Annotated in this window: 19 protein-coding genes; 14 read left to right on the top strand and 5 right to left on the bottom strand. The window is 63.5% G+C overall.

Translation table 11 applies throughout. The features are described 5' to 3' along the window. Positions 1-48: 48 nt before the first annotated feature. The 10 genes from RCH09_RS00520 to RCH09_RS00565 all read left to right on the top strand — a co-directional run bounded on the left by RCH09_RS00520 (position 49) and on the right by RCH09_RS00565 (position 8,986). The gene (locus tag RCH09_RS00520; RefSeq protein WP_326939058.1) at positions 49-1,161 is read left to right on the top strand and encodes an MlaE family ABC transporter permease; all 1,113 of its coding nucleotides are present in this window, start codon (positions 49-51) and stop codon (positions 1,159-1,161) included. Continuing rightward, a complete protein-coding gene (locus tag RCH09_RS00525) occupies positions 1,161-1,940 on the top strand; it encodes an ABC transporter ATP-binding protein (protein ID WP_326939059.1) in 780 nt (259 codons plus the stop codon). Before RCH09_RS00520 ends, RCH09_RS00525 begins: the two co-directional genes overlap by 1 nt. Next, a complete protein-coding gene (locus RCH09_RS00530; RefSeq protein ID WP_326939060.1) occupies positions 1,930-2,844 on the top strand; it encodes an MlaD family protein in 915 nt (304 codons plus the stop codon). Before RCH09_RS00525 ends, RCH09_RS00530 begins: the two co-directional genes overlap by 11 nt. A 5-nt stretch (positions 2,845-2,849) precedes the next feature. Continuing rightward, positions 2,850-3,461, top strand: coding sequence for an ABC-type transport auxiliary lipoprotein family protein (locus tag RCH09_RS00535; RefSeq protein ID WP_326939061.1), 612 nt, complete (start codon positions 2,850-2,852; stop codon positions 3,459-3,461). Next, positions 3,404-4,594 carry a VanZ family protein gene (locus RCH09_RS00540; protein WP_326939062.1) on the top strand — a complete coding sequence of 397 codons (1,191 nt, stop codon included), beginning with the start codon at positions 3,404-3,406 and terminating at the stop codon, positions 4,592-4,594. The genes RCH09_RS00535 and RCH09_RS00540 overlap by 58 nt, the downstream gene beginning before the upstream one ends. Before the next feature lie 42 nt (positions 4,595-4,636). Further along, positions 4,637-4,954: a (2Fe-2S) ferredoxin domain-containing protein gene (locus RCH09_RS00545; RefSeq protein WP_326939063.1), complete on the top strand. Its 318-nt coding sequence runs from the start codon at positions 4,637-4,639 to the stop codon at positions 4,952-4,954. Next, the gene (locus RCH09_RS00550) at positions 4,955-5,590 is read left to right on the top strand and encodes an alpha/beta hydrolase (RefSeq protein ID WP_326939064.1); all 636 of its coding nucleotides are present in this window, start codon (positions 4,955-4,957) and stop codon (positions 5,588-5,590) included. Positions 5,591-5,687: 97 nt separating this feature from the next. Further along, positions 5,688-6,833, top strand: a complete 1,146-nt coding sequence (locus RCH09_RS00555) for a D-alanyl-D-alanine carboxypeptidase family protein (RefSeq protein WP_326939065.1) — start codon at positions 5,688-5,690, stop codon at positions 6,831-6,833. Positions 6,834-6,948: 115 nt separating this feature from the next. Beyond that, positions 6,949-8,448, top strand: a complete 1,500-nt coding sequence (locus RCH09_RS00560; RefSeq protein WP_326939066.1) for an AlkA N-terminal domain-containing protein — start codon at positions 6,949-6,951, stop codon at positions 8,446-8,448. Positions 8,449-8,482: 34 nt separating this feature from the next. After that, complete coding sequence (locus RCH09_RS00565) at positions 8,483-8,986, top strand: methylated-DNA--[protein]-cysteine S-methyltransferase (RefSeq protein WP_326939067.1); 504 nt, start codon at positions 8,483-8,485, stop codon at positions 8,984-8,986. A 363-nt stretch (positions 8,987-9,349) separates the two neighbouring features. Here RCH09_RS00565 and RCH09_RS00570 read toward each other — a convergent pair whose 3' ends face one another. Beyond that, positions 9,350-10,306 (bottom strand): DUF808 domain-containing protein, encoded by a 957-nt coding sequence (locus RCH09_RS00570; protein ID WP_326939068.1) that lies wholly within the window; start codon positions 10,304-10,306, stop codon positions 9,350-9,352. A 109-nt stretch (positions 10,307-10,415) separates the two neighbouring features. On the opposite strand from RCH09_RS00570, the gene RCH09_RS00575 reads away from it, so the two are divergent. The 4 genes from RCH09_RS00575 to RCH09_RS00590 are packed head-to-tail and all read left to right on the top strand — an operon-like array spanning position 10,416 to position 16,741. Continuing rightward, positions 10,416-11,114, top strand: coding sequence for a CerR family C-terminal domain-containing protein (locus tag RCH09_RS00575; protein ID WP_326939069.1), 699 nt, complete (start codon positions 10,416-10,418; stop codon positions 11,112-11,114). After that, positions 11,111-12,481, top strand: a complete 1,371-nt coding sequence (locus RCH09_RS00580) for an efflux transporter outer membrane subunit (RefSeq protein ID WP_326939070.1) — start codon at positions 11,111-11,113, stop codon at positions 12,479-12,481. The genes RCH09_RS00575 and RCH09_RS00580 overlap by 4 nt, the downstream gene beginning before the upstream one ends. A gap of 21 nt (positions 12,482-12,502) precedes the next feature. Continuing rightward, a complete protein-coding gene (locus RCH09_RS00585) occupies positions 12,503-13,636 on the top strand; it encodes an efflux RND transporter periplasmic adaptor subunit (protein WP_326939071.1) in 1,134 nt (377 codons plus the stop codon). Between the two features lie 9 nt (positions 13,637-13,645). Next, on the top strand, positions 13,646-16,741 hold the full coding sequence (locus RCH09_RS00590) for an efflux RND transporter permease subunit (protein ID WP_326939072.1): 3,096 nt from the start codon (positions 13,646-13,648) through the stop codon (positions 16,739-16,741). Between the two features lie 86 nt (positions 16,742-16,827). Here the strand turns inward: RCH09_RS00590 and RCH09_RS00595 are convergent, their stop codons facing one another. The 4 genes from RCH09_RS00595 to dprA all read right to left on the bottom strand — a co-directional run bounded on the left by RCH09_RS00595 (position 16,828) and on the right by dprA (position 21,872). Beyond that, positions 16,828-17,172 (bottom strand): DUF4870 domain-containing protein, encoded by a 345-nt coding sequence (locus RCH09_RS00595; protein WP_326939073.1) that lies wholly within the window; start codon positions 17,170-17,172, stop codon positions 16,828-16,830. Between the two features lie 92 nt (positions 17,173-17,264). Further along, entirely contained in the window at positions 17,265-19,943 is a 2,679-nt protein-coding gene (locus RCH09_RS00600; RefSeq protein WP_326939074.1) for a DNA topoisomerase III, read from the bottom strand. A gap of 206 nt (positions 19,944-20,149) precedes the next feature. After that, positions 20,150-20,626, bottom strand: a complete 477-nt coding sequence (locus RCH09_RS00605) for a DUF494 family protein (RefSeq protein WP_326939075.1) — start codon at positions 20,624-20,626, stop codon at positions 20,150-20,152. 121 nt (positions 20,627-20,747) lie between these two features. Further along, positions 20,748-21,872, bottom strand: a complete 1,125-nt coding sequence (dprA, locus tag RCH09_RS00610; protein WP_326939076.1) for a DNA-processing protein DprA — start codon at positions 21,870-21,872, stop codon at positions 20,748-20,750. Positions 21,873-21,877: the final 5 nt, after the last annotated feature.

Genomic DNA, 21,877 nt, shown 5'->3' on the forward strand with positions numbered 1-21,877 from the left:
TGTAGCGGCAGCAGCCACGGCGCTGACGTTCTGCCTTACACTGCGCCGATGGATGAACCCGCGATACCGGCACTGCACCCCGATCCCGCCACGCCGTCTGCCCTGATCGCCAGCGGCAGCTGGCAAGTGCACGCGCTGGCGCAGCCTGCCGCGATGGCGGCATTGGAAGCGGTCGACAAGACCGGTGCAACGCGCTGGGACTTGACCAATATCACGGCGCTCGACCACATCGGCGCGCAATGGCTATGGAACGCCTGGGGCAAAACCCGCCCGGCCAGGCTGGTGCTGGCCGACGGGCAGGAGGAATTTTTCCAGCGACTGCAGCAAGCCGGCACGCTGGCCTTGCCCGCCGCACCGCCGCGACGGCTGATCTCGCTGGCGGCGATCGGCGTAACGTTGCACGAGCTGCTCGGACATCTGCTCGACTTCGTTGGGTTGATCGGCCAGGTGGTGCTCGATTTGCGCCAGTTCCTCGGCAATCCGTTACGCGGTCCATGGAAAGAGATCTCCGCCAATGTGTATCACGTCGGCTTCCAGGCGCTCGGCATCACCGCCCTGGTCGGCATGCTGATCGGCGTGGTGCTGTCGTACCTGTCGGCGCAGCAGCTGCACACGTTTGGCGGCGATATCTATCTGGTCAACATTCTCGGCATGAGCATCATCCGCGAACTTGGCCCGCTGCTGGCGGCCATCCTGGTGGCCGGACGCTCCGGCTCATCGATCACGGCACAACTTGGCGTCATGCGCGTCAACGAGGAACTGGATGCGATGCTGGTGATGGGCCTGCCGCACGGTTTCCGCCTGATTTTGCCAAAGGTGCTGGCGCTGGCATTGGCGATGCCGTTGCTGGTGATCTGGACCGATACCATGGCACTGCTGGGCGGGATGGTCGCAGCGCGCCTCGAACTGGGCTTGTCCATGCAGTATTTCGTCAGCAAGCTGCCCGATGCGGTGCCGTTGGCCAACTACTGGATCGGCCTCGGCAAGGGCGCGGTGTTCGGCACGCTGATCGCGCTGGTGGCGTGCCATTTCGGCTTCCGCATCAAGGCCAACACCGAGAGCCTGGGTGAAGGCACCACCAGCTCGGTGGTCACCGCCATCACGGTGGTGATCCTGGCCGATGCCGTGTTCGCGATTGTCTTCAACGGCGTCGGTTTCTGATGGCGGCCCCGATCATTGAGGTCACCGGCCTGCGCACCCAGTTTGGCGACACCGTAGTGCACGACGATCTCAATCTGCGCGTCGAGCAGGGCGACATCATTGCGCTGGTGGGTGGTTCCGGCTCGGGCAAGACCACGCTGCTGCGGCAATTGCTTGGGCTGGAGACGCCGGCCAGCGGCTGCATCAAACTGTTCAATCAGGACATTCATCAGATTGACGCCAATCAGCTGCAACAGATGCGCAATCGGGAGGGCATGCTGTTCCAGCACGGTGCGCTGTTCTCGGCACTCACCACCTTCGACAACATCGCCCAGCCGATGCGCGAACTGCGCACGCTGCCGGAGGCGCTGATCCGCGACGCGGTGCTGCTCAAGCTGCAGATGGTGGGACTGAATGCCGAAGATGGGCTGAAAATGCCCTCCGATCTGTCTGGTGGTATGGTCAAGCGCGTGGCGCTGGCGCGTGCGTTGGCGCTGGAGCCGGAACTACTGTTTCTGGACGAACCGACTGCCGGGCTCGATCCGGCCCTGGCCGACAGTTTTGTCGAGCTGATCCGGTCGCTGCGCGATGCGATGCAGTTCACCGTGGTGATGGTGACGCATGATCTCGATACACTGCTGGCACTGGCCTCGCGCATCGCGGTGCTGGCCGACCGCAAGGTGGTCGCGTTCGGCACGGCCGCGGAGGTGATCGCGGTAAAGCATCCTTTCATTGAGCAATTTTTTCTTGGCGGGCGCGGCAGGCGCGCCCTTCAGGTACTGGACCAGCATGGAAAATAAAGCACATGCATTGATTGCCGGCGTCTTCACCCTGGTGTTGCTGATTGCCGCGGTATTGCTGGCGATGTGGTTCAACCGCGACCGCGTGGTGCGGGTGCCGTATGAAATGGTCACCACGCTGTCGATTCCCGGGCTCAGTCCGCAGGCCGATGTGCGCTACCGCGGACTGGACGTCGGCAAGGTCGACGACATCATTTTCGATCCGAAGGTGCCGGGCCAGATTCTGGTGCACTTCAGTGTCCGGCCCGATACACCGATGACGCGCTCGACCTACGGCGTGCTGGGATACCAGGGCGTCACCGGGATTGCCTATGTCCAGCTCGACGACGATGGCACCAGCGCGGTCCGGCTGCCGAGTTCGAAGGAACACGTGGCCCGCATCGAGATGCGCCCGAGCCTGTTCGACAATCTGCAGACACGCGGCCTGGCGATCCTGAAACAAACCGAAGAATTAACCCTGCGGATGAACCGGCTGATGACCCCGGAAAACCAGACGCAGATCCTGGATGCGTTCGGCAATATCAGCAAGGCCGCCATCGCCATTGAAACGATCCCGCGCCAGCTCGAACCAGCACTGGCGAAAATTCCGGCCCTCACGCGCCAGGCTGATCGCACGCTGCAGTCGGTCAGCACGCTGGCCGGCAATATCAACAACCTGACCAGCCAACTGCAAGCGCCCGACGGCACGGTCGACCGCCTGGCATTGACGCTGGACCAGCTCGGCGCGGCAGCCAACAAGATTGAACTTGAAGTGGTGCCGCTGGCCAGTGACGTGCGCGGCACCATGCGCACCCTGAACCGCACCCTGGAATCCCTCAACGCCCGGCCGCAGAGCTTGCTGTTTGGCACCGGCACCGCAGCACCCGGCCCCGGTGAAACCGGCTTCGTTGCCCCCTCCCATTGACTGCCATGAACCGATACGCTGCCCTGTTGCTTGCTGTAGTACTGACCGGATGCGCGACCAAAGCCGATCCGCCGACGCTGTTCGATCTGGGGTCGTTGCCGGCGCCTGGCAACGCCATCAGCCTGCCGCCGCTGGCCATTGCCGATGTGGTGGGGTCGCCGTTTCTGGACAACCCGCAAATGTTCTATCGTCTGAGCTGGGTCAACGATCAGCAGCCGCACCCGTTTGCGCACAGCCGCTGGACCATGCCGCCGTCGCAGCTGCTGGAACAGCGCGTCAAGGCACGGCTCGGGCAGGCCGGCAATGCCGCCGTATCGGCACTCGATGGCGCCCTCAATGTGCCGCTGGTGCGCATCGAAGCCGACGACTTCGCCCTGCTGTTCGACAGCCCCAGCCAGTCCCATGCACGCGTTGCCATTCGGGCGGCGGTCTACCGGGGCCGGTTGTTGCTGGCGCAAAAAAGCTTTAGCCAGCAACAACCCGCCGCCACTGCCAATGCCGCTGGCGGCGCGCGCGCGCTGGCCGACGCCAGCGATGCGGTGATCACCGAGCTGACGCAGTGGCTGGCGACCTTGCCACTGGCCACCGCACCGACCACGACACCGCGCAAACAATGACCGATCTGGCCGGCCACGACCCCATCCCGTTGGCGCCGCAGCGCAAGTCGGTGTCGGCGCGGGTGGCGTTGCTCGGCTATGCACTGCTGATTCTGTACGCCAGCTGGTATCCGTTTACCGACTGGCAAAACAATGGCCTGTCACCGCTGGCATTTCTGACGACGCCGCTGCCGCATTACTGGACCGTGTTCGACGTTGTCACGAATGTGCTGGCCTATGCGCCGCTGGGCATGCTGCTGGTGTTTGCGCTGTATCCGATGGTGCGCGGCCTGGCGGCATTGGCGCTGGTGCTGGTCGCCGCGCTGCTGTGGTCGGGCACGATGGAGGCGGTGCAAACATTTCTGCCGACGCGGGTGGCGTCGAATCTGGATTTGCTGACCAACGTCGGCGGGGCAATGCTGGGTGGACTGATCGGCGTGCGCAGCACCGGATTCTTTCTGGAGCACGGCCGTCTGCTGCGGCTGCGCAGCCAGTGGTTCTCGCATGAAGCCAGTCGCGGCCTGATCGTCATTTGCGCCTGGCCGCTGGCGCAGGTCTATCCGCAGGGTTACCTGTTCGGTCACGGCCAGCTGATCCCGATCCTGTCGGACTGGTTGTCCGACTGGCTCGGCACCACCATTGATCTGGGTGGCTGGCTGCGCCCGGAACTGCAACTGAGCGCCGCACAGTTCCAGGCCTTCGAAACCGTCATTACCGCATTCGGCCTGAGCGGCGCGCTGCTCACGCTGCTGTGCGTGCTGCGCAAGAAGGCGCCGCTGTGGCTGCTCGCCGGCTTGATGCTGGCGCTGGCGGTCGGTGTCAAGTCACTTGCCAGCGCCCTGCTGTTCACACCGGAAAATGCATTTGTGTGGCTCACGCCGGGCGCGCGTGGCGGCCTGCTGCTGGGTGTGTTGATGCTAATCGGCTTGCGTTTCACGCCGCGCCGGGTGCAGCGGCGTGCGGCGGTCGCGATGCTGCTGGTGAGCCTGCTGGCGGTGAATCTGATACCGCCCAACCCGTATTTCGTGGCGACGCTGCAGGCGTGGGTGCAGGGGAAGTTCCTGAGTTTCAACGGCGCGGCGCAATTCCTGGCATTGATCTGGCCGTTCTTTGCACTCTGGTTTTTGCTGCATTCGGTGCATCGACGCAGCTGACGTATCATCGGCACCCGGTGCCCAATTTTTTCGAGTGAGATCATGAGCGACAAACCGTATTACGAACAACACGTTTTCATCTGCATGAACCAGCGCGAGGACGGTCGTGCCTGTTGCGGCGAACAGGGCGCCGAGGCGGCGCAAAAGCATGCCAAGAAGCGCATCAAGGAACTCAACCTGAATGGGCAGGGAAAAATCCGCATCAATCAGGCCGGCTGTCTCGATCGTTGCGACGAAGGTCCGGTGCTGGTGATTTATCCGCAGGGCACCTGGTACACCTATGTCGACACCCAGGACATCGACGACATCATCGATACCCATCTGGTCGGCGGCACCATCGTTGATCGGCTGAAAATTTAAATGAACGCGCATACGCAGGCGTTTCAGATCGAAGGACCGGTTGGAACACTCGAGTGCGCGCTGGATCTGCCCGATTCCGACCAGTTCGCCACGCCACGCGGCATCGCGCTGGTGGCGCATCCGCATCCGCTGTTTGGCGGCACCATGGACAACAAGGTCACGCAAACGCTGGCCCGTGCATTCGTGGCGCTCGGCTATGCGGCAGCCAGGATGAATTTCCGCGGCGTCGGCCAGTCGCAGGGCGTGCATGATGAAGGCCGTGGCGAAACCGACGACATGGCCGCCCTTTTACTGCACCTGCAGCAGCAGATGCCCGGCTTGCCCTTTGCGCTGGCGGGATTTTCATTTGGCACCTTCGTGCAGGCGCAATTGCAGCAACGTCTGCTGGCAGCCGGCACGCCGGCCGAGCGGCTGGTGCTGATTGGCGCGGCGGCCGGAAAATGGGCCATGCCGGCGATTCCCGCCGACACCATTCTGGTGCACGGCGAGCTGGACGACACCATCCCGCTGGCAGCCGTGCTGGACTGGTTGCGCCCGCAGGACATTCCGGTGCTGGTGGTACCTGGCGCCGACCACTTTTTTCATCGCAAGCTGCAACATATCAAGACCGCCGTAGTCGAAGGGTGGCATCGCTGACCTTGGGCGCGCGTGCCGGAGGCTATAATCCGTGTCATCCGTTCCATTTTGCCGTTGCCTGCCTGACAGGCGCGGCGCTCCACTACAGACCCATTCCATGAAAATGTTTATCGCAGCCATCGCTGCAACCGTGTTCTCGTTGTCCTCCGCTTTTGCCCAAAACCTCCCGCCCCCGATCATCGCCGCCAAGTCGTGGCTGCTGCTCGACGCCACCAGCGGACAGGTGCTTGCCTCGCAGGAGCCGGACATGCGCATCGAGCCGGCGTCGCTGACCAAGATCATGACGGCCTACGTTACCTTTCAGGCAATCAAGGAAAAGCGGCTGGATCTGAAACAGATGGTCAACGTGTCGGTGCGCGCCTGGAAGGTCGATCCGAGCAGTTCCAAGATGTTCATTGACCCGGCTACGCCGGTGTCGGTCGACGATCTGCTGCATGGCCTGATGATCCAGTCCGGCAATGACGCCGCGGTCGCACTGGCCGAGGCCGTCGCCGGCACCGAAGATGCGTTTGTCGTGCTGATGAATCGCGAAGCGCAACGCATGGGCATGAAAGCCACCCAGTTCGGCAACTCGCACGGCCTGCCAAGCAAGGAGAATTATTCCTCGGCGCAGGATCTGGCAACGCTGGCGGCCAATGTCATTGCCGACTATCCGGAGTTCTACAAGATCGACTCGATCAAGAGCTTCACCTACAACAAGATTACCCAACCGAACCGCAACCGCCTGCTGTGGCTGGACCCGACCGTCGACGGCATGAAAACCGGCCACACCGAGGGCGCCGGTTTTTGCATCATCGCCTCCGCCAAGCGCCCGAATGGGACCGGCGAACGCCGGTTGGTGTCGGTCGTGCTGGGCACGACTTCGGACCAGACCCGCACCCAGGAAAGCCAGAAATTGCTGAACTGGGGCTTCCAGAATTTCGACACCGTCAAGCTGTACGCCAAAAACGTGCCGGTCGAAACGCCGCCGGTCTGGAAGGGTTCCGAAAAAACCGTCAAGATCGGCTTCAACCGCGATGTCTACGTCACGGTCGCCAAAGGCCTGACGGCAAAAATGAAGCCAGTGATGGAGCGCAAGGATCCGCTGGTCGCACCGATTGCCGCCAACAGCAAGGTCGGCAGCATCAAGATGATGGTCGATGGAAAAGCGATTGCCGAATTTCCGGTGGTGGCACTGGAAAGCGTGAATCAGGCCGGTATTTTCGGACGTGCGTGGGATTCGATCCGCTTGTGGATTCGATGAGTTGAGCGCTGGCGCGGCCGGGTGCGTTACGCGCATGCACGGCCGCAATCCACCCGGCACTGCCACGACCGAAAACGGCTAGACGCAGACTGTCGGCGACGCGTATAACGGCGTCATGGACACCCTCACTCCGGCGCCGCACGGCGCCACTTCCGCACACGACAGTTTCTATCGCGCGCTTGCCGCGCGCGACACCCGCTTTGACGGCGTCTTTTTTACCGGCGTCAAAACCACCGGGATCTATTGCCGGCCGGTGTGCCCGGCGCGCACGCCGCACGCCGCCTCGTGCACATTTTTCAGCAGCGCTGCCGCGGCCGAACAGGCCGGATTTCGACCCTGCCTGCGTTGCCGCCCCGAACTGGCGCCGTACGCGTTGCAGCAGAATCTTGCCTACGCGGTATGGCAGCGGATCGCGGCCGGCGCACTCAACCACCAGGAGGACGACAGCGGCATCGAACGCCTCGCCGAAACAGTCGGTTTGTCGTCGCGCCAATTGCGGCGCGTGCTGCTGCAACACTTCGGCGTCACACCAGTCGAACTGGCGCAAACCCAGCGGCTGCTGTTCGCCAAGAAGCTGCTGCAGGAAACCACCTTGCCGATGACCGATGTCGCCTATGCGTCCGGCTTCGGCAGCGTGCGCCGCTTCAACGCCCTGTTTGCCAGCCGCTATGCGATGGCGCCGACCGCCATTCGACGCGCCGTGGCGCGCATCGATCGCACCGGCGGCGATGCCTTGACCCTGCGGCTGGCGTATCGGCCGCCGTATGCGTGGCAGGCGGTTCTTGCGTATTTGCGGGGGCGGGCGATTCCGGGACTGGAGGCGATTGACGACGCCGGCTATCTGCGCAGCGTCCGCCTTGGCGAAGTGTGTGGCTGGCTGCGCGTGACCCATCTGCCGTTGCGACATCAAATCCAGCTCGAAGTCGCGCCGTCGCTGGCCGGGGTGTTGATGCCCTTGCTGGCGCGGGTGCGCACGCAATTCGATCTCGATGCCAATCCGACCCAGATCGAAGGCCACCTGCAGCACGATCCGCTGCTGGCGACGCAGATCGCGCGCCTGCCCGGACTGCGCGTGCCCGGCGCCTTCGACCCGTTTGAACTGGCCTTGCGCGCGGTGCTGGGCCAGCAAGTCAGCGTCGCCGGTGCGACCACCTTGTCGGGGCGGCTGGTGACGCAGTTCGGCGAACCTGCCGAGACGCCGTTCGCCACGGTGTCCTGCCATTTTCCGCGCGCCGAGCGGCTGGCTGTCGCCACGGTCGAATCGATCGCCGCCATCGGTGTGCCACGCAGCCGCGCCGAAACAATCCAGGCGGTCGCGCGCTTCGCCGCTGCGGGCGGTTTGCAGATGCGGCCGGGGTTATCGCTGGACGATACGGTGTCGGCATTGCGCAGCGTGCGCGGGATCGGCGAGTGGACCGCGCAATACATTGCCTTGCGCGCATTGCGCTACCCGGATGCGTTCCCGGCCGGCGATCTCGGCCTGCAGAAAGCCGCGGCCGACGGCAGCGCCGGGCAAACCCGCCTGACCGAAAAGGAATTGCTCGCACGCGGCGCACACTGGTCGCCATGGCGTGGCTATGCGTCGCTGCTGCTGTGGCATTCCCTGGCTGCCTGAGGCAGTCGTTCACTAATCCGATTGCGAGTCCATCATGCGCGAATCTACACCTTCTGATGCAGCCATTCAGTACATCATCCATCCGAGCGCGCTCGGCGCGCTGGTGCTGGCCACGACTTCACGCGGCCTGTGCGGGATCTATTTCGAGCAGCACAAATATTTCGGCGGCCACAACGCATGGCAGCACAATCCGGCGCACCCGACCCTGACGGCGGCGGCACGGCAACTGGACGCGTACTTTGCCGGAACGCTGACACGGTTTGACGTGCCGCTCGATCTGCTCGGCACGCCATTTCAGCGCAGCGTCTGGCAGCAGTTAATGGCGATTGAATTTGGGGAGACGGTAAGTTACGGCACGCATGCCGCGCGGGTTGGAAAACCGCAGGCAGTGCGCGCTGTCGGAACGGCGATCGGCCGCAATCCGGTCTCGATCATCGTTCCGTGCCACCGCGTCGTCGGTAAAGACGGCGGCCTGAACGGCTATGCCGGTGGACTTGATCGCAAGCGCTTTTTGCTGGCGCTTGAAGTCGGACGCTGACTATTTTGGCGCTTGAGTCGGAGCCACCGGTGCGCTTGCAGCACCTGGGGAATCCGGCGCCATCGGGCTGCTGGTCGCGCTGCCGGACGTCGATGAAGGTGCGGACGATGAACGGGGCGACATCGAATCGCAGGCGGTCAGTGCTACCAGGCAGGTAAGGGAAATAAGCCATTTAGTCATGTGAACTCCTGATCAGAATGTAGAACGGTCTGGGTGAGGTGTGGCTGCGGCAAGCGCAGCACGCGCGACAAAAAACAGCACGACGCCAACCTGGGCGGCGTGTGTTTTCGAGGCTGGTAGACCGGGGGTGTTAACTGAAGTTCAACTTGATTCGCCCCGAAAGGGCGATCGGAATGACACGGATCAATGTGCAGCGCGCGTCGTGCGAAACACGCGCTTGCCCAATGTGACCACCAGCAACACCACGGCGCCGGCCACGATGCCGCACAGGGCATTGATCAGCATGGCGCCAATGGCGTCGCTGACGACGCCGATTACGGGCACGGTCGCGCTCTGCGCCAGCCATTCTTCGATGACGGCATGCGCGCCTGGTGCGCCATGCGTGAGAATGCCGCCACCGACCAGAAACATCGCCACCGTGCCGGCCACCGCCAGCAATTTCATCAGATAGGGCGCACCGAGCAACAGGCCGCGTCCGACGCTGTGCTGCAAGCGCCGCATCGGATTGTCGCCGGCGTGGCGCATCAGCAGCAAGCCGAGGTCATCGAGTTTGACGATGCAGGCGACGATGCCATACACGCCGATCGTCATCAGCACCGCAATCCCGGCCAGCACCGTCACCTGCGACAGGAACGGCGCCTCGGCCACGGTCCCGAGCGTGATCACGATGATCTCTGCCGACAGCACGAAGTCGGTGCGAATCGCGCCGGCGATCTTGTCCTTTTCGAGCGCCACCAGATCGATCTCGGGCGCGGCCAGCGCTTCCATCAGCCGCGCGTGCTCGGCCGCTTCAGCGGCGGCGTCATGCAGGAATTTGTGCGCCAGCTTTTCGACGCCCTCGAAGCACAGGTAGGCGCCGCCGACCATCAGCAGCGGCGTCACCGCCCACGGTGCGACCGCACTGATGCCGAGTGCGGTCGGCACCAGAATGACCTTGTTGCGCAACGATCCCTTGGCGACCGCCCACACCACCGGCAATTCGCGCGCCGCCTGCACGCCGGCGACCTGTTCGGCGTTGAGCGCCAGATCATCGCCCAGCACGCCGGCGGTTTTCTTGGCAGCGACCTTGGCCATCAAGGCCACGTCATCCAGCACCGAGGCGATATCGTCAATCAGGGCAAACAGGCTGGAACCGGCCATGCGGCACTCCTGGAAAAAATACCAGTGTAAGCGAGTCGGCGCGGACCGGCCGATTCGGATCGAAAATTAACTCAATCAAGCGTTTGACTTATGTGTTCTAATTGCCGCCATGACAGCCTTGCCCACCACCGTATCCACCTCGCGCCGCGCCCGCCCCGACGGCATCGAAACGCGCGGCCACCTGTTGATTGCGGCATTGCGGCTGTTCGCCGAGAAGGGCTACACAAAAACCTCCACGCGTGAAATTGCCCGCGTCGCCGGCGCCAACATCGGCGCGATCAGCTACTACTTTGGCGACAAGGCCGGGCTGTATCGGGCGGTGTTTACCGAACCGCTGGGCAGTCCGAAGGATGACATTGCCCTCTACGACCAGCCCGACTTCACGTTGCGGCAATCGCTGCAGGGCCTGTTTTCCAGCATGCTGGCGCCGCTGCTGCAGGGCGATCTGATGCAGCAGTGCGTACGCCTGCACTTTCGCGAAATGGTGGAGCCAACCGGCATCTGGGCCGAAGAAATCGACAATGGCATCGTTCCTGCCCACAGCGCGCTGGTGCGGGTACTGTGCCGTCACCTTGGCGTCACGCGCGCCGATGACGATTTGCATAGGTTGGCGTTTTCCGTGGTCGGCCTTGCGTTGCACATTTTCGTCGCGCGCGACGTGATCGAGGCAATCCGGCCCAAGCTGCTGGCGACCCCTGCGGCGATCGAGCAATGGACCGCAGCCATGGTGGATTTTGCCGACGCAATGGTGGCCCGGGAAGCCGATCGCCGCCGCACCACCGTCTCCTTGAAGAAGAAAAAACCATGACTTTGTTGAAGCTCTTTGGCGTGCTGCTGCTGGGCGGCTGCGCCATCAATCCACCACCGGTCAAGGTCGAGGCGCCGGCGGCGCCGCAGTGGTATGCGCCGCTGCCGCATAACGGCCGCCTGACCGACCTGTCGCTGTGGTGGCAGCAACAGGGCGATCCGCTGCTGGTGCAGTGGATCGAGGCCGGCCAGACCGTCAGTCCGACCATCGCCAGCGCCGCCGCCCGCATCGAACAGGCGCGCTTCGAGCGTGTCAGCACCGGTGCGGCACTGGTGCCCAAAGTGACAGGATCGGCCAGCGCCAGTCGCGACAGCGCCTCGCTGGGGGTGCCGGTCGGTACCACCCTGACGAGTCTGTTCCAGGCGTCATGGGAACTGGATCTGTACGGCGCCAACCGCGTGGCACGCGACGGCGCCCAGGCCGGACTGGAAGGTGCGCAGGCGTTGTGGCACGACGCCCGCGTGTCGGTCGCGGCGGAAATCGCCAACCAGTATTACAGCCTGCGCGCCTGCCAGCAGTTGCAGACAGTCAGCGCTGCCGATGCCTTGTCCACCGCCGAGACGGCCCGACTCAATCAGATCAGCGCGAGCGCCGGCTTCACCGCCCCGGCCACCGCCGCACTGGCGCGCGCGGGCGCCGCCGAAGCCGCCGGTCGCGTCACGCAACAGCGCGCCGCCTGCGATCTGAATATCAAGGCGCTGGTTGCCTTGACGGCCATTGCCGAGCCCGACCTGCGTACGCAACTGGCGGGCGCCACCAAGGTCTGGCCGCAAGTGGCGCCGATCGCGATCGACCTGCTGCCGGCCGACACCTTGCGCCAGCGCCCCGATGTGTTCAGCGCCGAGCGCGCCGTGGCCACTGCCAGCGCCGCGGTCGGCAGCGCCCAGGCGGCGCGCTATCCGAGCCTGACCCTGAGCGGCTCGGTCGGCCCGGGCGTGTTCCGCCATGGCGGCAAATACACCAACATCGGCAGCTGGCAGATCGGCCCGCTGGCGGTCTCGGTGCCGCTGTATGACGCCGGCCTCGGTGCGGCCAATGTCGACAATGCACGCGCCAGTTATGACGAGGCCGTCAGCATCTATCGCGGCAAGGTACGGCAGGCGGTGCGTGAGGTCGAGGAGGCGCTGGTCAACCTCGACAGCACCGCTTCGCGCACAGACGACGCCGCCACCGCAGTCGAGGGCTACCGCGCCTCGTTCGTCGGCACCGAAAGCCGCTACCGCAATGGATTGGCCAATCTGGTCGAGCTGGAGGAAGCGCGCCGTTTGCGCCTGTCCGCCGAGATCGCGCTGGTGAATCTGCAGCAACAACGCAGCACTGCCTGGGTGGCGCTGTATCGCGCCGCCGGTGGCGGCTGGCATCCCTGATACCTTTAGAGACCTGACACGATGACGCAATTCAAACGCAAACCTGCCGCCCTGATCCTGTTGACGCTGTTGCTCGTCGGCGGCGTGGCTTTGGCACTGATGTCGCGCCGCTCAACGGCAGCCCAGGACAAAAAGGCCACCGCGCCAAAGCCGGCCCTGACGGTGACCACCACGCGGCCCAGCCAGGTCAGCCTGCCGATCGCACTGGCCGCCAACGGCAATATCACCGCCTGGCAGGAAGCCATCATCGGCAGCGAGTCGAACGGTCTGCGACTGTCCGACGTGAAGGTCAATGTCGGCGACAGCGTCAGCGCCGGCCAGATCCTGGCCAGGTTCGCCGATGAGGCGACTGCCGCCGATGTGGCACAGGCCCGCGCCGCCCTGGCCGAGGCGGTAGCCAATGCGGCCGATGCCAGCGCCAATGCGGTACGCGCCCGCACCGTGCAGGACAGTGGCGCGCTCAGCGCCCAACAGGTCAACCAGTACCTGACCACGGAACAAACCGCAAAGGCCAAGGTGGCCTCTGCCAGGGCCGCGCTGGACGTGCAGCTGCTGCATCAGAAGCACACCCAGGTGGTGGCGCCGGACAGCGGCATCATTTCCGCCCGCAGCGCGACCGTCGGCGCGGTGGTGCCGGCCGGCACCGAGTTGTTCCGCATGATCCGCCAGGGTCGGCTCGAATGGCGTGCCGAAGTGATCTCGGGTGAGCTGTCGCGCCTGGCGGTCGGCATGCCGGTCAGCGTGGTGGCCGCCAACGGCAACACGCTCAAGGGGCGGGTGCGCATGATTGCACCCACGGTCGATCTGCAGACGCGCACTGCACTGGTGTATGTCGATCTGCTGGCACCGCCCGGCAAACAGGCCGCTGCCAAGGCCGGCATGTTCGCCCGCGGTGAATTCGAGCTGGGCAAATCCAGCGCACTGACGGTCCCGCAGCAAGCGGTGGTGGTGCGCGACGGCTTCAGCTATGTGTTCCGGCTCAATGCCGACAGCCGGGTCAGCCAGGTCAAGGTGCAGCCGGGGCGTCGCATGACGGACCGGGTCGAAATCCTCCAGGGCCTGACGGTCGACACGCCGGTCGTGGTCAACGGCGCCGGCTTCCTCAACGACGGCGATCTGGTCAAGAACGTCGCCGCCGTCGCGACCCCACAATAAGGAAGCCGCGTGAACTTTTCCGCTCTCTCCATCAAGAACCCGATCCCGGCGATCATGCTGTTTGCCTTGCTGACGCTGGCCGGCTTGCTGTCGTTCCGCGGCAGCGCAGTGCAGGATTTCCCGGACATTGAACTGCCAATCGTGACCGTCACTGCGACGCTCGACGGCGCCGCCCCGGCCCAGCTCGAAACCGAGGTCGCACGCAAACTGGAGGATTCGGTCGCCACGCTGCAGGGCGTCAAGAATATCTATACCAGCGTGCTCGATGGCGCCGTGACGGTGACGGTCGAATTCATCCTCGAAAAGCCGATTGCCGAGGCAGTCAACGATGTGCGCGATGCGGTGGCGCGCGTGCGCGCCGACCTGCCCAGCGAGCTGCGCGATCCGAGCGTCACCAAGGCGTCCACCTCCGGCCGCGTGGTGCTGACCTTCGTTGCGGCCAGCGCGTCCAACGCGCAGGTCGACCAGCAGGAGCTGAGCTGGTTTGTTGACGACGCGGTCTCGAAGCGCCTGCTCAGCGTACCCGGCGTTGGCGCGATCAAGCGCGTCGGCGGTGTCACACGCGAAGTGCGGGTTGAACTGGATGCCGCAAAAATGGCGGCGCTGAATGTCGCCGCCGTCGATGTCTCGCGCCGGCTGCGACTGGTGCAGCAGGAAGCGCCGGGCGGGCGCGGTGATGTCAGCGGCGCCGAGCAGTCGGTGCGCACCATCGCCACGGTCAAGACCGCTGCCGAGCTGGCCACGCTGGATCTCCCGCTGGCAGACGGCCGCCATATCCGCCTCGACCAGGTGGCGCAGGTGCTCGATACGGTCTCCGAGCCGCGCGCACAAGCGACCCAGGACGGCAAGAGCGTGGTCGGCTTCGAGGTGTTCCGCACCAAGGGCGCCAGCGAACTCGATGTCGCCAGGGGCGCCCGTGCGGCGGTCGCCGAATTGCGCACCGCCCATCCGAACATCGTGCTCAAGCAGGTGATCGACAATGCCCATCCGGTCGAGGAAAACTTCGATGGCTCGATGGAATTGCTGTACGAAGGCGCACTGCTGGCGGTGCTGGTGGTGTGGTGGTTCCTGCGCGACTGGCGCGCCACGCTGGTGGCGGCGGCGGCGCTGCCGCTGTCGGTGATTCCTACCTTCCTCGGCCTGAAATATTTTGGCTACACGCTCAACACCGTGACGCTGCTGTCGCTGGCGCTGGTGGTCGGCGTGCTGGTCGACGATGCAATCGTTGAAATCGAAAACATTTCGCGCCATCTGCGCATGGGCAAGACGCCGATGCAGGCCGCGCTGGAAGCCGCCGATGAAATCGGCATGGCGGTCATCGCCACCACCTTCGCGCTGGTCGCGGTGTTCCTGCCGACCGCCTTCATGGCCGGCGTGCCGGGCCTGTTCTTCAAGCAGTTCGGCTGGACTGCGGTGCTGGCGATCATTGCGTCGCTGCTGGTGGCGCGTCTGCTCACGCCGATGATGGCGGCCTACCTGCTCAAGCCGACCACCGAGACCGAAAAGAAGGACGGCTGGATCATGCGCCATTACATGACGGCGATGCAGTGGTGCCTGCGCCATCGTGTCATCACCGGCATTGCCGCCGGCGTGTTCTTCATTGCCTCGATCGCGCTGGTGCCGTTGCTGCCGACCGGCTTCGTGCCGGCCGCCGATCGGGCCCAGACCCAGATCAATATCGAACTGCCGCCCGGCACCACGCTGGCGGAAACCGCCGCCGTGGCCGAGCGCACCCGCGTATTGGCGATGCAGGTCAAGGGCATTACCGGCATCTTCAGTTCGATTGGCGGCGGCTCCAGCGGCGATGCGTTTGCTCCCGGCGCGGCGGCCGAGGCGCGCAAGGCCGTGCTGACCCTGACCACGGTGCATCGCAACGATCGCAAGGAATCGATGGCGCAGATCGAGACGGCGTTGCGCAATCAAATTGCCGATATTCCCGGCGCGCGCTTTACGGTCGGCCCGCCCGACAGCGGCGTCAAGATGCAACTGGTGCTGCAAAGCGAAGATCCGGTCGCGCTGGCCGCCGCCGCGCAACGCGTGGTGCGAGAACTGCGCACGCTGCGCGGCATCGGCAACGTCAATTCGAGCGCCTCGCTGGTGCGTCCGGAAATCATCGTGCGACCGGATTCGGCGCGCGCCGCCGATCAGGGCGTGACGGCCGCCAGCATCGGCGAAACGGTGCGCGTGGCGACCGCCGGCGACTACGACACGACGCTGCCGAAACTGAATCTGTCGGAGCGCCAGGTGCCGATCCGGGTCAAGCTGCCTGACGCGGTGCGTGCCGATCTGGCCGCCATAGAACGTCTCACCGTGCCCGGCAAGAATGGTCCGGTGCTGCTCGGCACGGTCGCCACGATCACCATGGAAAGCGGTCCGGCGCAGATCGATCGCTTGAATCGCAAGCGCAATGTCACGCTGGATGTTGAACTTGGCAGCCGCGCGCTGGGTGAGCTCAACACCGAAGCGCGCGCGCTGCCGTCGATGATGACGCTGCCGCCGTCCGTGACGATTGCCGAACTCGGCGATGCGCAGGAAATGCAGTCCTTGTTTGCCAGCTTCGGCCTGGCCATGCTGATCGGCGTGCTGTGCATTTATGGCGTGCTGGTGCTGCTGTTCAAGGACTTCATGCAGCCGGTGACGATTCTGGCGGCGCTGCCGCTGTCGATCGGTGGCGCCATCGTGGCGCTGCTGATCACCGGTCGCGCGCTGTCGATGCCGTCGATGATCGGCCTGATCATGCTGATGGGAATCGTCACCAAGAATTCGATTTTGCTGGTCGACTACGCCATTCTGGCGCGCGAGGCCGGCATGAATCGTTTCGATGCGCTGGTCGATGCCTGCCACAAGCGCAGCCGGCCGATCATCATGACCACCATCGCCATGGGCGCCGGGATGATGCCGCTGGCGCTGGGATGGGGCGCCGATCCGAGCTTTCGCTCACCGATGGCGATTGCCGTCATTGGGGGATTGATCACGTCGACGCTGCTGAGCCTGCTGGTGGTGCCAGCGGTGTTCACGTACATCGATGACCTGGAGCATGCGCTGGGGAATCTGAAACGCCGGATCAAGCGCGAGAAGCCGGTGCTGCGCGACGCGGCGCCTTGACGTGGAAGCGGGCCGCCAGGCGGCCCGCAGGGGAATTCGAAACACAGAACGGAACCTGCCCGACAAAGGCGTCGGGCCGGACGCCCTTAACTGATCAGGCGCAGCGTAAACGGATAGCGATAGCCGGTGCCTTTGGAAGCAGCGATTGCGGCAAGCAGGCAAAAGATGATGTTGGCAACATACAAAATCGGGATCGCCAGAAAGCCGATCAGGATCACCGCGAGAATCCAGCACAGCACGTACCCGATCATGACCGTGAGTTGAAAATTCAACGCCTCGGCAGACTCCTTCGCGATGTACGCCGAACTGTCTTTCTTGATCAGCCAGATCACCAGCGCACCCAGGAAGCCGGTGAAAATCCCCAGCAGGTGCGCGAGCATCGCGAAATTGCAATCGTCTTTGGAAGGCGCGGTTTGCGTGATGTCGTCCATCGGTTCTCTTTCGTTGAATGAAGGTGGCGAAACACTAACATAAGCCGGCCTGCCAAAACCGGGCATCTCCACGCAATCTGCTTAAAGCGGGACTACGCGCTGGCCTTCTTGACCGCTGGCTTGCGCACGGCCGCCTTCTTTGGCGCGGCTTTCTTCGCCGCCGGCTTGGCGGCCGGTTTCGCGGCGACCTTCTTCACGGCGCTTTTCACTGTCGCCAGCTTGACGACTTTCTCGCCGCCGTCGACCACCTCATCGTCCTCGACCGCAGCCGCTTTGCCCTTGGCCGGTGCCTTGGCCTTGCGCGGCTCGAACTCGAAGCTGACCTTGCCGTCCTTGCCCTTGGCGAGGAACGCCTTGAACGGTCGGCGGGTGCGTTGCGACACGAAACCAGGCAACAAATCGGTTCTTCCTTCGTTGAGCAATTTCACCATCTGTTCGGGCAGGATTTCCTGCTGCAGAATGATGCGGCCACTGCGGAAGTCGCATTCCTTCGGCTTGGAGACGCTCTTTTCGCACACATAGGCCAGGCCCATCTCGAATACGCCATTGCCGCACTTCGGGCACGGACCGAGCGCGGTCTGGCCGGTGAAATCGACACCTTCGCCGTTCTCGCCTTCTTCGTCGTTCTGCCCGAAATCAAACTCCAGCTTGAAGTTCTTGATCTCTTCGTCGCGCGAAATTTTCAGGATCGCGGCAAACGGCCGGCCCATCTTCGAGCGGAAACCCTGCAGCGGACCGATGGTCCGGTTGGTCAGCAATTCCTCGACTTCGGGAATTTCAAACTGGCGACTGCCGGGCGTCTTGCTCATCGAAAATTCGCATTTGGTGCAGGCGAAGCGACGGTAGTTTTCCTTGACCACGCCGCCGCAATTCGGGCACGGCGTTTTCAGCGTCGCGTAATCACCGGGGATGGTGACATTGTCGTATTCCTTGGCGCGCTTGACGATGATCTGCGTCATCTGCGCGATCTCGCGCATGAATTCTTCGCGACTGATCTTGCCGCGTTCCATTTGCGACAGCTTGTATTCCCATTCGCCGGTCAGTTCCGGCGCAGTCAGTTCATTGACACCGAGTCCACGCAACAGCGTCATCAGCTGGAACGCCTTGGCCGTCGGGATCATTTCGCGGCCTTCGCGCAGCAGGTATTTCTCGTTGATCAGGCCCTCGATGGTGGCGGCCCGGGTGGCTGGCGTGCCGAGTCCCTTGCCGGCCATTGCGTCGCGCAGGTCTTCATCGTCGATCAGCTTGCCGGCGCCCTCCATGGCCGACAGCAAGGTCGCCTCGGTGTAGCGCGCCGGTGGCTTGGTAACCAGCCCGTTGGCGCTGATGGTGTCGGTCTGGACCTTCTCGCCCTTGGCAACCGGCACCAGCGTGCCGTCGCCGTCGGCGGCTTTCGGATCAACCACATCCTTGCCATACACGGCCAGCCAACCCGGGTTGGTCATGACCTTGCCCTCGGTCTTGAACTGATGACCGGAGACTTCCGTGAAGCGGGTGGTGACCTGGAATTCGGCAGCGGGAAAGAAGATTGCAAGAAACCGGCGCGTGACCAGGTCGTACAGCTTCTGCTCCGGCTCCGACAGATTCTTCGGCGCCTGGGTGGTTGGAATGATGGCGAAGTGATCGCTGATCTTGGTGTTGTCGAAGATGCGCTTGTTCGGCTTGACCCAGTTACCGTTGAGGATCTGCGCGGCGAACTGGTAATAGTTATTGTTTTCGGCGACCGTCTCCAGCGTTTCCTTGACGGTGCTGATGTAGTCCTCGGGCAAATGACGCGAGTCGGTTCGCGGATAAGTCAGCACCTTGTGCTTCTCGTACAGCGCTTGCGCCAGGCCGAGGGTGTTCTTGGCCGAAAAGCCGAAACGCGCATTGGCTTCGCGCTGCAGGCTGGTCAAGTCGAACAGGCCCGGTGCCATCGAGGTGGTCGGTTTCGACTCTTCGGTGACCGTGCCCTGTTTGGTGCGGCAGGCGGCCACGATGGATTCGGCCGCCGCCTTGCTCCACAACCGCTCGGCGCGTTTTTCAGGATCGGTTTCGTCCTTCTTGAATTTGGTGTCCAGCCAGCGGCCCTCGTAGATGCCGGCGGCGCAGACGAAATCGGCGCGCACTTCCCAGAAATCGCGGGCGACGAATTTCTTGATCTTCTCTTCGCGCTCTACCACGATCGACAGCGTTGGGGTTTGCACCCGGCCAACGGTGGTCAGATAGAAGCCGCCCTCTTTCGAATTGAACGCGGTCATGGCGCGTGTGCCATTGATGCCGATCAGCCAGTCGGCTTCGCTGCGGCAGCGCGCGGCGTCGGCCAGCGGCAGCATGTCGGCATCGTCACGCAGATTGGTGAAGGCTTCGCGGATCGCGCCCGGCGTCATCGACTGCAACCACAACCGCTTGATCGGCTGCTTGGCCTTGGCGTTTTGCGCGATCAACCGAAAAATCAATTCGCCTTCGCGCCCGGCATCGCAGGCGTTGATCAGTGCCGTCACATCCTTGCGCTTGATCAACCGGTTCAGGACTTTCAAACGTGCTTCGGTCTTGGCAATCGGGTTCAGCGCGAAGTACGGCGGGATCATCGGCAAATGCGCGAAGCTCCATTTGCCGCGCTTGATATCGAATTCTTCCGGCACCGCGATTTCGAGCAAATGTCCGACTGCGGAGGACAGCACGTACTGGTCGGATTCAAAATACTCATCGTGCTTGGTGAAGCCGCCCAGCGTCTTGGCGATGTCATTCGCGACAGAAGGCTTCTCGGCGATGATGAGGGTTTTAGTCATGGAGTTGGTCTCGAAAAAGGCACGGCCGCCACGTGGCGGAAAGCGTCATTGTGCGCATCATACAGCCCGCGCCAGCAATGTTGCACAGAGTCCATCCCAACCAGAGCAGGACGACAGGCGAGTCATGATAAGCGCGTTATCGGGAAGGCCGCAAGGCGAGCGATGGCAATCGGGGATTTGACCACACTGTGGCGGTGGTGGCCGGATTAGTGCAACAAGCGCGGTTCCGGGTCATCGTCGTCCAGAAAGAGCTCATCAAACATCAGCCCATCTGGCTCCTTGCCCTGGCTCCACAGCACCATGAGGACGATGACCTTCAGCTTGTCGAGCGAGATCAGGGTATCGGAGACAGCCAGTGCACGCTCGATGACAATTTCACGCTGGACCGGATCAAGCAGCTTGGCAGCTTCCAGAAACTGAATGAAACCAACGGCTGCGGTGCCAAGTGCATCCATCTCTTGCTGGACATAGATGCGCACGCCAAAGGAAAACGCCGCTTGCTGCGGATATTGGTCGAACAGGTTGCCGGCAGTCTGGGTCAGGTCGGTCAGCCAGTCGAGGGCGCGGGAAATTTCTTCGTCGTCAAAACCGACCGCCGACAGTTTCTTTACCAGGGCGGCCGACGGAGGACAGGCATCGGGGCGGTAGTAGGTTTCGTAGAGGTATACAAGGACGTCAAACATGGCTGTACTGTAGCGTTAGAATCGCGCCGGCACAAGTAGCGTGCGTCGACGGCGCGGAAGGCCCTCCGATGGCAATGCAACAGATGGCAGCTGCGACATGGCGGCGCGGCAATACCATCGCCTAGCCCAGCCGCCGATAGGCGCCGCCGGGAAGCACTTCGAGCAATCCCTGCAGCTCGAGTTCCAGCAACTGCGTCGCCAAAGCGGCGGCGTCAAGTCCGCTGAGCGCGGCCAGCGTATCGCCATCGACCGGATCGAACCCGAGCAGGTCATACAGGACGCTGTGGCAAGGCTGCGCCAGCACAACGGGCATGGATGCGGAGGGGGTGTTGCGCTCGCCGACGCTGATCTCTTCCAGAATATCCTGCGCAGATTCGACCAGCTTGGCGCCTTGCTTGATCAACACATGGCAACCTTTCGACAACGGAGAATGGATCGATCCGGGTATCGCGAACACATCGCGCCCCTGATCGGCGGCAACCCGAGCGGTTATCAGCGAGCCCGACTTTTCGGCGGCTTCAACCACCAGCACACCGCAGGCCAGGCCACTGATGAGTCGATTGCGGCGCGGGAAATTGGCTGCGACAGCGGGCGTGCCGAGCGCATATTCGCTGACAATGCAGCCCTCGCTGGCAATGCGATGCGCCAGAGCACGATTGCGCGCCGGGTAGACGATATCCTGACCGGTGCCGATGACGGCGATGGTGGCGCCGCTGCCGACATGGCGCAGGGCGCCCACGTGCGCAGCAGCGTCAATCCCGAGCGCCATCCCGGACACAACGGTCAGCCCGGCCTGGCTCAATGCCTCGGCAAACGTTTCGGCGTTGGTGATTCCCTGCACGGTCGCATTGCGGCTGCCGACCACGCCTACGCAGCGTTGCCGCAGCAAGTCGAGACGCCCCTTGGCATACAGCAGGATCGGTGGGTCGGGAATCGTCAGCAACGCTGGCGGGTAACGCGGGTCGGCCAGGGTAAGCACATGATTGCCGGGCTGCCGACACCAGTCCAGCGTGCGCGCGATCAGGTTGTGGAGGCCGGACGAAACCGGCCGGGTCAGTTCGCGCGCGATGGCCGTCCCGACCACCGCGGCCAGGGCCGCAGCACTGGCCGAAAAAACAGCGGCCGGCAATCCGAAGCCGGCCAACAGGTGTTGCGCGGTGATCGCGCCGATGCCATGCGTTTGCGTCAGCCGAATCCACTGCGCCAGATCAAGTTCATCGTTCGGGGCGGTGGCGGCGGCTGACAACGAGC

Source organism: Actimicrobium sp. GrIS 1.19 (assembly GCF_035984655.1).
Taxonomy (GTDB): Bacteria; Pseudomonadota; Gammaproteobacteria; order Burkholderiales; family Burkholderiaceae_D; genus Actimicrobium.